This window comes from Acidobacteriota bacterium, assembly GCA_022340665.1.
GTDB lineage: Bacteria > Acidobacteriota > Thermoanaerobaculia > Thermoanaerobaculales > Sulfomarinibacteraceae > Sulfomarinibacter.
In genome coordinates this window covers 1-14,030 of sequence record JAJDNM010000031.1, presented here as the reverse complement: position 1 = coordinate 14,030, position 14,030 = coordinate 1, and the positions used below count along the sequence as shown (strand labels likewise).

Sequence of the window (14,030 nt, the reverse complement as noted above, 5' to 3'; positions counted from 1 at the left end):
GCTCACGTTCGCTCTGTTGCTGGCTGTGGCGTCAATAAGCAGCGCCCAGCAACATCCCTTCAACGTCCACGATCTCGTGGCGATGCAGCGGGTTTCCGATCCGCAGCCGTCTCCCGACGGCAGCCGCGCCGCCTTCACCGTTACCACGATGGATCTCGAGGCCAACAAGGGTCTCCGGGACGTCTGGATCGCGGCGACAGACGGGTCGGGCGCCAGTCGTCTGACAAGGGATGCCGCCAACGACTGGAGCGCGCGGTGGCAGAACGACGAAACGCTGTACTTCCTGTCTTCCCGCAGCGGTTCGGCCCAGGTCTGGCGTTGGAGCTTCGTCAAAAACGAGGCCGGGCAGGTCACGGACCTTCCGCTCGATGTCGACTCGTTGGTCGTCGGGCCGGGCGGTCGCGCGCTCTACGTCGGGCTCGCGGTCTATCCCGACTGCGATGCGTCCGTCGAGTGCACGGCCGCACGCCTCGAGGCGAAAGAGGCGGAGAAGGCGTCCGGAATGATCTTCGACAAGGTCTTCGTACGACATTGGGACACCTGGAAGGATGGCCGTCGAAATCACGTGTTCCGAATTCCGATTGCGGAAGACGGCACCGCCGGCGCCGCGGTCGACCTCATGGCTGGGGTCGACGGCGACTGTCCGACCATCCCGTGGGGCGGTGACGGAGACTACACCGTTTCGCCGGACGACGCGTGGCTGGTCTACACGGCCAAGGTGGTCAACGGCTCCGAGGAGGTGTGGTCGACCGATTGGGATCTATGGGCGGTGCCTACCGATGGTTCGAAGCCTGCCCGGTGCCTGACCGAGGACAACGAGGCCTGGGATGCCTCGCCCGCCTTCTCCCCCGACGGCACCTCTCTCGCCTACGTCGCGATGGTCCGCCCGGGCTACGAGGCCGATCGGTACCGGGTGATGATCAGGGACTGGACCACCGGCCAGACACGCAACCTCACCGAGCGCTGGGACCGCTCGCCGGGTTCGGTGGTGTGGACGCCGGACGGGACGGCGCTCTACGCGGCGGCCGACAACATCGGCAACCATTCCATCTTTCGCATCGACCCCTCGGACGGCATGGTTTCCGCGGTCAGCACCGTTCACACCAACTCGAGCCCTCAACCGCTCGCCGACGGGCGCGTGCTCTTCACTCGTGACAGCCTCGTGGAGCCGGTCGAGCTTTACGTCATTCCCGGTAAGGGTGGTTTGGAAACGCAGATCACGCATCTCAACGACAAGCGGCTGGAGGCGATCTCTTTCGGTCGCTACAAGCAGTTCTCCTTCTACGGCGCCAACTCCGACGAGGTATTCGGCTACTTCATCTATCCGGTGGACTTCGATCCCAACAAGACATACCCGCTCGCCTTTCTCATCCACGGCGGGCCGCAGGGCAGCTTCGACGATCACTGGCATTACCGGTGGAACCCGCAGATCTATGCGGGCCACGGCTACGCGACGGTGATGATCGACTTCCACGGCTCGACCGGCTACGGCCAGGACTTCACCGACGCCATCAACGGCGATTGGGGCGGGAAGCCGTACGTCGATCTGATGAAGGGCCTCGATCACGTGCTCTCGCGGCACTCGTGGATCGATCCCGAGCGCATGGCTGCAGCCGGCGCCAGCTTCGGCGGCTACATGATCAACTGGATCCAGGGTCAGACCGATCGATTCAAGGCGCTGGTCTGCCACGACGGCAATCTCGACGAGCTGATGGCCTACTACGACACCGAGGAGCTTTGGTTCCCCGAATGGGAGCACGGTGGCACGCCCTGGGAGAACCCCGACGGCTACCGCGAGCACTCACCGGTGAACTATGTTCAAAACTGGAAGACGCCGGAGTTGGTGGTCCACGGCGCGCTCGACTACCGTGTCGTGGATACTCAGGGCCTCGCCACTTTCAACGCCCTCCAGCGTCTCGGAGTGCCGTCGAGGCTGCTCTATTACCCGGACGAAAATCACTGGGTGCTTAAGCCGGTCAACTCGATTCAGTGGCACGAGGTTGTCCTCGACTGGATGGATCGGTGGACGGCTCCGGCTGTGGAGTAGCGGAGGGGAAATAGTGTTGAGTTTTGAGGTGTGAGTTTTGAGTTCCCACCCGCCCTCCCCAATGGTGCGAATGGAGGGTGGGGGCAACTCGAAACTCAAAACTAGGAACTCAGAACCGGGAACTCAATGCTGATATCATTGAGGAGTCAGAGGCCGTGGAGGACGCTAGGTGATCATTACCTGCCCGAACTGCGAAACGAAGTACCGGTACGATGAGGCGCGTTTCGGCGGCGCCGAGGTCAAGCAGGTCAAGTGCACCAGCTGCCAACACGCCTTCGAGGTCCGGAATCCGCTCGACGAACCCTCCAACGCGACCTCGATCAAGAAGATGTTCCAGGAATCGCCCGAACCGATCGAGACGCCCGAGCCCGAGCCGGAGCCCGAGCCGCCGGAGTTTCCGGAGCTCGCCCCCCTGCCCAAGGACCAGCGTTATTCCCTGGCGGTGATCGCCGGCTCGCAGGCCGGTAGCGTCTTCCCGATCACCAAGCCTCGCGTTTACCTGGGCCGGGGCTCGGCGATGGACATTCAGGTCAAGGATTCGGAGGTATCACGCCGGCACGCGATGCTCGAGGTGAGGAGCGGCACGGTCGTGCTGGTGGACATGGGTGCCACCAACGGCACCTGGGTCGGCGGTGAACGGGCAGAGGAAGCCGAGATCCCCAACCAGGGAGAATTCACCGTCGGATCGACCACCCTGATGCTGATCGTCACGGGAAACTCCACGGCGTGATGAGCCCGCATGACGGTGCGGGTGAGCTGCCAAAATGACGTGATTTCGCGGCGCTGATACGCGCATTTCCGGGCTTGAAATTGGATCGCATTTTGCTTAGGGTGTGCCACTGAGAGGGGCCGGGTGATGCGCATTCCTTCTGCGAAGGAAACCGCTGCACACGAAAACCGGTTCGCGGTGGATTCGTTTCGGCCGTCTTTCGGAAACCCAGACCACCGACAGGAGGCGCGATAGATGATTGAAGTGGAAAACCTCAGCAAGACCTATGTCGAGGCACCGGTCGTCCGGGACCTGAGCTTCTTCGTACCGGAGGGTCAGGTGCTCGGATTCCTCGGTCCCAACGGTGCGGGCAAGACGACGGTGATGAGGATGTTGACGGCGTTTCTGCCACCGACAACCGGGCGCGTGGTGGTGGCCGGGGTCGATCTCGATCAGGATCCGGTCGGGCTCAGGCGCAACGTCGGCTACCTGCCGGAAAACGTGCCCCTCTATCCGGAGATGCGGGTCGACGAGTTTCTCCGCTTCAGGGCAGCGGTCGAGGAGGTCCCCCGCGGCGAAGTCCAAAAGCAGATCGAGTATGTCGTCGAGAAGTGCCTGCTCGGCGAGGTGCGGCGGCAGGTGGTCGGCACCCTCTCCAAGGGCTACCGTCAGCGGGTCGGCCTGGCCGGCGCTCTGATTCACCAACCGCCGGTGCTGATCCTCGACGAACCTACGGTCGGACTCGACCCGAACCAGATCATCAAGGTGCGGGAGTTGATCACCGAGCTCGGCGAGGACCACACGGTGCTCCTGTCGACCCACATCCTGCCCGAGGTGGAGCAAGTCTGCGAGCGGGTTTTCATCATCGATCGCGGCCGGATCGTCGCCGACGGCACGCCGGACGCACTGCAGGCAAAGCTGATCGGCAACCCGTCGCTCTCAGTCGAGCTCGGGGGCGCCGACAGTTCGGCCCGGGAGGTGCTGCAAGGACTGCCGGGAGTTGTCGGCACCAGGGAGCTCGGTAGCGGCCGGTTCGTCCTCGAGCACGCGGCCGGCTCCGACCCGCGCGAGGCGGTCTTCCGGCTCGCAGTCGAGAAGGATTGGGTGCTGCTGACGCTGACCCCGCAGCAGGCGTCGCTCGAGGACGTGTTTGTGAGGCTGACGACCCGCGAGGACGAGCTCCTTGCCGAGCCGGCCGGGGAGGTGCACGATGCGTAAGATCTGGGCCATCATCCGGCGCGAGCTGATTGCCTACTTCTCGTCGCCCCTCGCATACATCGTGTTGACCGCCTTCCTGCTCATGCAGGGCTACATCTTCTATTTGATCGTTTCCTTCCTCAACAATCCGCAGACTCCGGCGATGACGCCGCTGAGGCTCTTCTTCGGCGGAACGATCTTCTTCTGGCTCTTCCTCCTGTTCGTGGTACCGGTCATCACCATGCGGCTGATCGCCGAGGAGCGGCGGTCGGGCACGGTCGAGGTCCTTCTCACCTCGCCGGTCACCGAAGGCCAGGTCATCATCGGCAAGTTCGCCGCCGCGATGGCGTTCTACGTGACGTTGTGGCTGCCGACCGTGCTCTACGTGCTGGTTCTGACAAGACACTCGGAGATCGACATCGGGCCGGTGCTGTCCGGATACCTCGGCGTTTTCCTGCTCGGCTTCTTCTTCATCGCGGTCGGTACCTTCAGCTCGACCCTGACCGACAACCAGCTGATCGCAGCGATCATCGCCTTCGCGGCGATGGTGATTCTCTTCTCCATCGGCCTAGTCGAACAGCTCATGGTCTCCGACTCATTCATCAAGTCCGCTCTCGGGAATATGAATCTGTGGACTCAAATGGACGATTTCGCCAAGGGCATCGTCGACTCCCGGCACGTGATCTACCAGCTGTCGGCGGGCGTGCTCTTCCTCTTCCTCGCCACCAAGTCTCTCGAAGTCAAGAAGTGGAGGTGACGGTATGAGGCAGCAAGCCGTTCGTTACACGATTTCCGGCGTTGTCGCGGTGATTCTCGTCGTCGCCTTGACGGTGATGATCAACTGGATTTCGGCCCGAAATTACGTTCGGTCCGACTGGACCACGACCCAGATCTACAGCCTGTCGGAAAAGACCGAAAACATCCTCTCGGACCTGACTGACGAGATCAAGGTGGTGGTCTTCATGACCCCGCAGACGTCGATGTTCGATCAGGTCCAGGAGCTTCTCGAGCGCTACAAGGCGGCGTCGGACAAGATCACGGTCGAGTACATCGATCCGGAGAAAGAACCGCTCAAGACCACCCAATTGGCCGAGCAGTACGGCGTGCAGGTCGCGGACACCGTGGTCTTCGTCTACGGGGACCGCACCAAGTACGTGACCTCGGATCAGATGGCCGAAATGGACTACTCGGGGATGCAGTACGGACAGGGCCCGACGATGCGTGCGTTCAAGGGCGAGGAGCAGTTCACATCCGCGATTCTCTCCCTGGTCGCTCCGGACGTGCCGAAGATCTACGTCGTGACCGGACACGGGGAGGCGTCCCTCGATACGGGCAGCTCCGGTCGAAGCCTCCAGATTCTCGAGGAAAGCCTCAAGCGCGAGAACATGGAGATCGCCAACACCAGCCTGCTCTCGGGCGAGATCCCGGAGGATGCCGACGTCCTCGCGATCGTGGGACCGACCGCGGCCTTCACCGAGGTGGAGATCGACGCCTTGAATGCCTTCCTCGACGCAGGTGGTCGGCTGTTGGTGGCGATCGATCCGCTGATCCAGCCGGGCGGCACGATGCGGTCGACCCGGCTCGAGGCGATGCTCGCCGAACGTGGCGTGATCGTCCGCGACGATCTGGTGGTCGATCCATCTCGGCGGCTTCCCTTCTATGACCTTTCGGCAGTTTATCTGGATGACTTTCCGACACATGAAATGACCCAGGGGCTCGAAGGCTTTGCTGTGCTCTTCACGGTTTCGCGTTCACTGGCGGCTGATGGCGAGGATGCCTCGGTGTTGGTGCAGACCTCGAGCGAGGGTTGGGGAGAGACCGATCTCGAAATGCTCCTGCGTGGCGATCCGGTGGCGCTCGACGACGCCGACAACGCCGGACCGGTGGCGGTCGGGGTTGCAGTTGAAGGCGGCACCGAATTGACGGCTTCCGGGGAGGACTCCGAGCCGGAGGGCTATCGCCTTGTCGTCTTCGGTGATTCGGATTTCCTGACCGACCTCGACATCTCCAACGCCGGTAACTCGGTGCTGGCGGTGGGCGCCTTCAACTGGTTGGCCGCGCGCGAGGACCTGGTCGGTATTCCACCGCGCGATGTGGAGCAGGTGAGCCTCTTTCTGACCCAGCAGCAGATGCGCAATCTGTTGCTACTGGTGCTCATCGCCATGCCCGGAGCGGCGATTCTGGCCGGCATTCTCGTATGGCGCCGTCGACGCCACTAACGATTGGCGAATGAGGAATGAGGAATGAGGAATGCCGCCCACCCGCCCGTGACGGTGATCTCTACCGGGGGGAAGGGTTGGGAATTCCTAATTCCTAACTCCTAATTCCTAATTCATCATGAGGAGAGCTCCGTGAAAAGCAAAAACCTCATAATTCTCGCAGCGGTTGTCATAGCTGTACTGGCATATATTCTGATATTTGAGCGCCACCAGCCGACCACGGAGGAGGCACGCAAAGAGGCGGACAAGGTGCTGCACGACTTCGATCGAGATGACGTTCAGGCCATCGAGATCGAGAGCGAATCCGGACACGTACGGCTCGAGAGGGTTGGCGAGCAATGGCGGTTGCGCGCGCCTTTCGATTTTCCGGCCGACAGCTCTACGGTGAGTTCGACCCTCGGCTCGTTGGCCAATCTGACAGCCGACCGTCGTATCGCCGTGGAAGAGATCGAACCGGCCGAGTACGGCCTGGATGACCCGGCGGCCGAGGTGACGCTCGAGATGGCAGGCGGCGGCGAGCGATCGATCGCGGTGGGAGACGAGCTTCCACTGGGATCGAAACGAGCGCTCCTCATCGATGGCGGCGACGAAGTGATCATCGCCTCGGGTTGGTTCGTGAACGATCTCGAGCGGAAGACCGATGACTGGCGCTCGCGGGACGTCATCGACTTTCTCGAGGATGATGTCGCTTCGATCGACATCGAGGCCGGCACCGACACCATCCGGGCCGTGCGGGTGGATGATCGGTGGCGGCTCCTCCGGCCGCTCGAGGACCTGGCCGACGACGACCACCTCGGTGGCCTGATCTCGGACCTCCGCTCCATGCGGATCGAGGAATTTCTCGACGATGTGGCGGATCTCGGTGAGCTCGGTCTCGACCTGCCGGGGTACTCGATCACTGTGGTGCGGAGTGACGGCGGCGAGCCGTTGAGGCTGGACCTCGGAGACACCCGGGAGGGGGAGAACGACACCGAGGTCGCGTGCCGACGTGGCGATGGGGCCGTCTTCTGGGCATCGGAACGGGTGCTGACGCGCCTTTCGAAGGCGCCGGTCCTGTGGCGCGCGAAGAAGGTCATGCCGTTCGAGACGTGGGATGTGCGGGAAGTGCGGATCACCGCGCCCGAGGAATCGGCGATTCTGATTCACGAGGACGGCCTGTGGCACTTCGAAGACGATTCCGAGGCGGACCTTGCCAAGGTCCAGGAGCGTCTTCGCTCCCTCGCCGACCTCGAGGCCACCGACTATGATCTGATGACACCGATAACCAGCGAGATGGGACGGGTTGAAGTCGTGCTGGAGGAGAAGGAGGGCGAGGAGCGTCCGCTCCTTGTCTTCAGTTTCCACGCGCCGCTGGAAGAGGGTGGGAAGGCAATGGTCCAGGTGACGGGTCGCGACACGGTCATGGGGGTGGAGGTCGAGGATGTCGAGGCCGTGCTCGAGAATCTCGACCAACTCCGCCCCGAACCGCCGGAAGAATCCGACGCTGAATCCAATTAGCCCGATCTTCTTACCGGGTGTCGTGACGAGGGCGGCGAAGGGTAGTGAGGTGTTGGGTTTTTCGCGAATCGGGCGACGCAGGCGTCGCAGCGCTACGGTGAGGCGCGCCTTCGGCGCTTGCGTCTCACCCCCACCAGCGCGTGTCCGATGGGCGCGCCTTCAGGCGAGCCCTCGGCCACCTTGCGCTGTTGTCGGCGGGGAACGCAGCACGATTCGCGAAATGCACGACAGATTGGTGCCATGCGCCGTCCGCAGTAGACACCTGGTAAGAAGACCGGGTTAGCAGATACAATCCACCCCGGCATGGAAGAATGGCGTCAGCAATTCGAGGACCTCAGGCGACGAAAGCCCGAGGTGACCGCACGCGTCTGCCGCCGCTTGCTGCGAGACCTGCAGAAGAAGGGCCTGGTCGATCTCGACGCCCTCGACGAGCTGGCCGCCGCCCTGCAAAATGGCGGCCGGCGGATCCACGATCCCAATCGGCCGAAGCCGCAGCTCAATCACGAGTCTCGTCAGGAGCTTTACGACCTGGCCCTCGAGTACGCGGGGCGCTACCTCACTCCCGAGGAGATTAAAGCCACCATCCTTTTGGTCGAAAAGAGGATGTTGGTCCAAGAGGGCGCGCGGCTGGCCGAGGACCCCGACACGCCGCTCGACGTCTTGCGCGACAAGATCCACGAGTTCCTGAATTTTGCGCCGGGCGAGGCGGTTGCGCCGCGCGAGGATGTGATCGGAACCAGGGCCGCCCTGATCCGCCGATTCCTCACCGAGCAGCTCGACTTCATTTCGGTGGCCAAGCGTTACATCCGGGTGGTCGATTTCGCCTACGTGCTCGACCACATCCTGCCCACCGACGGCCGCTACGGACGCCTCGGTGGCAAGTCGGCCGGCCTCATCCTCGCCCATTCGATCCTGCAGGAGGCCAGGCGTGAAGGTCGTCTCGCGGCCGAGCACAAAATCCCGAATTCTTATTTTCTGCCGTCGAATGGCATCCTCGAGTTCATCGAGTACAACGGTCTCGAAGAGCTGATCAACGTCAAGTACAAGAAGCCGGAGGAGGTGCACGATGAGTTTCCGCTCGTCGAGCGTCTCTTCAAGAGCGGTTCCTTCCCGCCGACCATCGAGAAGGGCCTGGAGGAGATGCTCTATGAGATCGGCGAAGTGCCGCTGATCATTCGCTCCTCGAGCCTGCTCGAGGACCGCATCGGCCACGCCTTCTCCGGCAAGTACAAGAGCCTTTTCATCCCCAACTCGGGCACCCTGGAAGCACGGCTGGCGGCTCTCGAGGACGCGATCGCCGAGGTCTACGCGTCGATCTTCCACCCCGACCCGATTGAGTACCGTCGCGAGCGCGGCCTGATCGATTTCCAGGAGCAGATGGGTGTTCTCATCCAGGAGGTCGTGGGGCGCGAAGCAGGCGGCATGTTGTTTCCGGTTTTCGCTGGCGTCGCCTTCTCGCGCTGCGAGATGCGATGGTCGCCGCGCATCCGCCACACCGACGGCATGGCGCGGCTGGTGCTCGGCCTCGGCACCCGCGCGGTCGACCGGACCGTCAACGACTACCCGGTGCTGGTTGCGCTCGAGCAACCCGCCCTGCGCGCAGTGCAGCGGCCGGACGAGGTCTACCGCTACTCCCAACACGACGTCGACGTCGTCGATCTCCGCGAGAGCCAGTTCGAGTCGATGCCCCTGGCTGCGTTCATGGGCAGGGTCGGGCGCCAGATTCCGCACATGAACCGCATCTTCTCCATTTACCGCGATCACCAGATCCTGCCGCTGGTGGGGATCCTCCCTCAGGTGGATCCCAAGGAGCTGGTCATCACCTTCGACGGTTTGTTGAAGACCTCCTTTCCACGTGACCTGAAACAGATGCTGGATCTCCTCGAAGAAGGCCTCGGCGAACCGGTGGACGTGGAGTTCGCCCACGATGGCGACGACTTCTACATGCTTCAGTGCCGCGCTTTGAGCCGCGGGGCCTCGGCGCAGCACGTCGAGGTGCCGGCCGACGTGCTGGAGGAAAAAAAGGTCTTCTCGGCCAACCGTTACGTGCAGATGGGCCAGGCCCGAGACCTCGAGTACATCGTCCTGGTCGACCCTCGCGACTACGAGAAGCTCGAGACGCGCGAGGAGATGCAACGGGTCGCCCGCGCCATCGGCGTGGTCAACAAAGCACTCCCGAAGGGACGTTTCCTTTTGATGGGCCCGGGGCGATGGGGGAGCCGTGGTGACATCAAGCTCGGAGTGCCGGTGACCTATGCCGACATCTCCCACACCGCGATCCTGATCGAGATCGCCCGTCAAAAAGGCTCGTACCTTCCGGATGTGAGCTTCGGCACGCACTTCTTCAATGACCTCGTCGAGTCCGGGATCCATTACCTCCCGCTCTACCCCGACGATCCGGCAGTGGTGTGGAACGAAGAGTTCCTCAACGGCTCGCCCAGCAGCCTGGCCGAGGTCGCCCCCGAGTTCGCCGACATGCAGGAGATCGTGCGCGTGATTCACGTGCCCGCCGTCACCGACGGCGATCTGCTCCAGGTCATCATGGATGCCGAGGCCGACAAAGCCCTCGGGTTCTTGGCAAAACCAGAGGGCTAATTAGGAATTGTGAATTAGGAATTAGGAATGCCGCCCACCCACCCACGACGATCCGTGCCACGGGGGGAGGGGTGGAAATTCGTAATTCCTCATTCCTAATTCCTCATTCTCGGGTACCTCGCCCCTGCCACCTACCCCTGATTCCGAATTCCGAATTTCCCAACCACCCCCCCTGTGAACCTGGGTTGGGCGGGGGATAAATTCGAAATCCGAAATTCGAAATACGTGATCGTGATCAGGCTTCCCGCACCCAGCGCATCAGGTCCTTCATCTTCGGCTTCGAACCGTGCATCAAAATCCCGACCCGGTAGATCTTGGCCACGATCCAGGTACAGGCGAGGATCGCCGCGATCATGAACACCACCGACGCGGCGATCTGGATCGGCGGGACCTGGGTCAGGGTCATCCGCAGGAACATCAACATCGGCGTGAAGAACGGGATCAGCGAGAGAACTACCGACAGGGTGCCGTCGGGCTGGTTGAGGATCTGCATCATCAGCACCAGAGGCACCACCAGGAACATGGTCACCATGGCCTGGAAGTTCTGTGCTTCCTGCTCGGTGTCGAAGGCGGCGCCGATGCCGGCATAGAGGGTTCCGTAGAGGAGGAATCCGAGGACGAAGTAGATGACGAAGAAGACCAAGAGCTGGGCCGGGATCGATGGCAGCTCGATACCACTCATACCCATCGCCGCCATCGTGCCTGGTGCCGAGATCGCTGCCATCAACACCGCCCAGATCAGGAATTGGGTGAGCCCGACCGCGCCGATGCCGAGGATCTTGCCGAGCATCAGCTCGAAGGGCTTGACCGTCGAGATGATCACCTCGACCACGTGTGAGCTCTTCTCCTCGAGCACGCCGCGCATGACGTAGATGCCGTACATCAGCACCGTCATGTAGATGATCATCACGAAGATGTAGGCGAGGATGAAGGTCTGGCCCTGGTCGGATGTCTCCTCGCCACCCTTGCCGAGCTTGAGGGTGTTGAGTCCGACCCGGCGGGTGAGCTCGCGGACGGTCTCTGGATCGAGGCCGGCGTCGGTCAGACGATCCGCGACCATCACGTTGTTGACCGAGCGCTCGATCACTGTCAGCAGCTTGAATGCGGCCACGTTAGGCGCGATGTACTCGGGCCGGCCCTCGTCGGGCATGGTGTCGGGGATGACCAGAAGTCCGTCGTAGCTCTTGTTCTGGACTTCTTCTTTCAGCCGCTCGCGGGTTGCATCCGGATCGGTGCCGGGCTCCTGGCGCACCAGGGTCACATCCAGCTTCTCGTCGACTCCCGACACGCTTCGCTCGACCTCGAGCCGGATCGGCTCGAAGAACCGGCCCGACAAATCGAGCACCGCGACCGAGAACTCTCCTCCGCCGCGGGCGGCGAGCCACGCCGGGAGGATCATCACCGCGCCGAGAAAGACCGGCACCAGGATCGTCGAGATCCAGAATGCCTTGGTTCGAACTCGCTCGAGGTACTCGCGGCGGATGACGGCCAGCACTCGTTGGAGGTTAGCCTGCATATCTCACCGGGTTTCGTGACGAGGTCGTTGAGACGCTGTGACCAGCTGGGTTTTTGATTCTCCGGGCGCGGAGGCGTACTTGACGGTACGTCGAGCACCCGGAGATGAGAAAGCACAGCTGGGTGCGGCGGATCGTCGGCCGCAATAGACAGCTGGTGAGATATGCAGGCTAGGCATGGCGGTCCTCCTCCACGGCGCGGATGAAAATGTTCTCGAGGTCCGGGACGAACCGCGTGAAGCTTTCCACCTGACTCCGCTCGACCAGCGCCCGCAGCAGCTCGCGCGGTTCCTGGCCGTTCGAAAGCTCCAGCAATCGCTCGTCGCCAAGCGGGTGGACCGAGGTCACTCCAGGGAGGGCGGCGAGCTGGTCGTCGGACAGATCCGATCGCACTCGCCAGGTGTTGCCGCCGTAGTCGTTGCGAATGCTGTCGAGTGAGCCGTAGAGGATCGGCCGCGCGCGGTTGATCAGGCAGATGTCCGAGCACAGCTCGTCGACCTGGGGCAGGACATGGGTCGAGAGGACGATGGTCACGCCCTCCGCCGCCATCTCCTGCAGCAGATTCTTGAGGGCGCGGGTGTTGATCGGGTCGAGGCCCGAGAACGGCTCGTCGAGGATCAGCAGCGGCGGCCGGTGGAGGATGGTGCCGATGAACTGGATCTTCTGCTGCATGCCCTTCGAAAGATCCTCGACCTTGTGCGTCGCCCACTCGGAAAGGTCGAATCTCTCGAGCCAGGCGGCGGAGCGCTTCCGCGCCTCTCCGGGGCGGATGCCGCGGATCGTGCCCAAGTAGACCAGGTGCTCCAGCACCTTCATCTTCTTGTACAGGCCGCGTTCCTCCGGCAGGTAGCCGATGATGCGCCGCCGGTCGTCGTCCACCGGCAGGCCGTCGAGCAGTACCGTGCCGCTGTCCGCAGCGATGATCCGCATCACCATCCGGATGGTCGTCGTCTTGCCGGCCCCGTTCGGGCCCAGCAGGCCGAAGACCGAACCTCGGGGCACCGAAAAGCTGATGTCATCGACCGCGATGTGGTCCCCGTAGCGCTTGCTCAGGTTCTGTATCTCGAGAATTGGCTCCAAATGGCCTCCTTTTTCGGATCGGAGGATACTACGCGCGACCGGCCACCCTCTTCCGCCGGCGCCTTTCGCATTTCGAATTGCGAATTTCGGATTTCGTATTTCCCACCAGTCCCCTCGGTCTCACGTTTGTGGGTGGGCGGAAATCCCGGTTCGCGCCGTCAGCGAGACCGCCAGGAAGCCACGAAGGACTTTTCCCAGTATTTCCCTGCCTCGTCACAAACTGCTTGTGCAAAGACTCAACGAACTCTATTCGGTTTTCGCGATCGAATTCTGATAACCAGGGAATTCCCTGGTGTTCGTGGCGTCTTGGTGGCGAGACGGGAGGACTTGTCACGGCGTAGCCAAAGGGAGAGCCGGATCGGCGGAAAATCCGAAATCACATGACGAGGACCTGGCCTCGGCAGGCCAACCAGAGTGTCATCCCGAGCGAGCGTAGCGAGCCGAGGGATCTGTGGCGCGGGTGGGTCGAAATCCCAAATCCGAAATCCCAAATGGGTCGGTGGGCGGGATTTCCTCATTCCTAATTCCTCATTCCTAATTCACATCTGGGCTTGCACCGCAATCCCCCTTGTGGCACAATCTCCTTCCCTTGGGCTGCGCCGATAGCTCAATTGGATAGAGCATCTGACTACGGATCAGAAGGTTGGGGGTTCGAGTCCCTTTCGGCGCGCCAATAACTTCCCTGCCAAAGGCAACTTGCATCGCCGTGCTGTCTTGTGCGCGTTGCGCCGCCTGCGGCGGCGCGTCTCGGCGGAGCCAGCCAATGAGCGGACGCCGCCTCCACCCATCCGCCCAGCGGCGCCGCCCATGAGTGGCTGCCTCTCGCCGAGATTCGAGTCCCTTTCGGCGCGCCACTTTTTCATTCGATTTTCAAACGAATGAAAAAGTGGTCCCGGCGTAGCTGCCCTGCAGCGAAGCCGGACAGCGCCTCTCCAGATTCAAAACGGCATCCGAATGGTGCAATGGTGAACGTGGCACCCATCGAACGGTCTCGTGGAACTTTCGTCGCGTGGCACACCCGTTCGCGAGTTATGGGGCGCCTTTCGAATTCTTGACGGGGGTGAATCGGGAATCTTATCGTCGGGCAATGGAAGACATCACATCTCTGCTCGATAGCACCATGCGCTTCGTGCTCTCAGGGATCGAACGTGAATTGCGGCTTGGGATCGACT

At 62.2% G+C, this 14,030-nt stretch carries 9 protein-coding genes and 1 tRNA gene; 8 read left to right on the top strand and 2 right to left on the bottom strand.

Annotated features, from left to right (window positions below; translation table 11 throughout):
- Positions 1–25: 25 nt before the first annotated feature.
- The 7 genes from LJE93_04695 (at position 26) to LJE93_04665 (ending at position 10,264) form a co-directional block, all read left to right on the top strand.
- Positions 26–2,047 (top strand): S9 family peptidase, encoded by a 2,022-nt coding sequence (locus tag LJE93_04695; protein MCG6948198.1) that lies wholly within the window; start codon positions 26–28, stop codon positions 2,045–2,047.
- Positions 2,048–2,216: 169 nt separating this feature from the next.
- Positions 2,217–2,777: a zinc-ribbon domain-containing protein gene (locus tag LJE93_04690; GenBank protein ID MCG6948197.1), complete on the top strand. Its 561-nt coding sequence runs from the start codon at positions 2,217–2,219 to the stop codon at positions 2,775–2,777.
- A 234-nt stretch (positions 2,778–3,011) separates the two neighbouring features.
- Complete coding sequence (locus LJE93_04685; GenBank protein MCG6948196.1) at positions 3,012–3,974, top strand: ABC transporter ATP-binding protein; 963 nt, start codon at positions 3,012–3,014, stop codon at positions 3,972–3,974.
- Positions 3,967–4,710 carry an ABC transporter permease gene (locus tag LJE93_04680; protein ID MCG6948195.1) on the top strand — a complete coding sequence of 248 codons (744 nt, stop codon included), beginning with the start codon at positions 3,967–3,969 and terminating at the stop codon, positions 4,708–4,710. The genes LJE93_04685 and LJE93_04680 overlap by 8 nt, the downstream gene beginning before the upstream one ends.
- A 4-nt stretch (positions 4,711–4,714) precedes the next feature.
- A complete protein-coding gene (locus LJE93_04675) occupies positions 4,715–6,172 on the top strand; it encodes a GldG family protein (protein ID MCG6948194.1) in 1,458 nt (485 codons plus the stop codon).
- Between the two features lie 132 nt (positions 6,173–6,304).
- Positions 6,305–7,669 carry a DUF4340 domain-containing protein gene (locus LJE93_04670; GenBank protein MCG6948193.1) on the top strand — a complete coding sequence of 455 codons (1,365 nt, stop codon included), beginning with the start codon at positions 6,305–6,307 and terminating at the stop codon, positions 7,667–7,669.
- Positions 7,670–7,972: 303 nt separating this feature from the next.
- Positions 7,973–10,264 carry a pyruvate, phosphate dikinase gene (locus LJE93_04665; protein MCG6948192.1) on the top strand — a complete coding sequence of 764 codons (2,292 nt, stop codon included), beginning with the start codon at positions 7,973–7,975 and terminating at the stop codon, positions 10,262–10,264.
- 235 nt (positions 10,265–10,499) lie between these two features.
- Here LJE93_04665 and LJE93_04660 read toward each other — a convergent pair whose 3' ends face one another.
- Positions 10,500–11,759, bottom strand: a complete 1,260-nt coding sequence (locus LJE93_04660; protein MCG6948191.1) for an ABC transporter permease — start codon at positions 11,757–11,759, stop codon at positions 10,500–10,502.
- A 190-nt stretch (positions 11,760–11,949) separates the two neighbouring features.
- Positions 11,950–12,858 (bottom strand): ATP-binding cassette domain-containing protein, encoded by a 909-nt coding sequence (locus tag LJE93_04655; protein ID MCG6948190.1) that lies wholly within the window; start codon positions 12,856–12,858, stop codon positions 11,950–11,952.
- Between the two features lie 596 nt (positions 12,859–13,454).
- On the opposite strand from LJE93_04655, the gene LJE93_04650 reads away from it, so the two are divergent.
- Positions 13,455–13,531 (top strand) — tRNA-Arg (locus LJE93_04650).
- The last annotated feature ends 499 nt before the right edge of the window (positions 13,532–14,030 follow it).

Excerpts from the sequence above, each read along its gene's own strand:
- LJE93_04685 (MCG6948196.1), top strand. The coding sequence starts at position 3,012 with ATGATTGAAGTGGAAAACCTCAGCAAGACCTATGTCGAGGCACCGGTC.
- LJE93_04680 (MCG6948195.1), top strand. The coding sequence starts at position 3,967 with ATGCGTAAGATCTGGGCCATCATCCGGCGCGAGCTGATTGCCTACTTC.
- LJE93_04675 (MCG6948194.1), top strand. The coding sequence starts at position 4,715 with ATGAGGCAGCAAGCCGTTCGTTACACGATTTCCGGCGTTGTCGCGGTG.
- LJE93_04665 (MCG6948192.1), top strand. The coding sequence starts at position 7,973 with ATGGAAGAATGGCGTCAGCAATTCGAGGACCTCAGGCGACGAAAGCCC.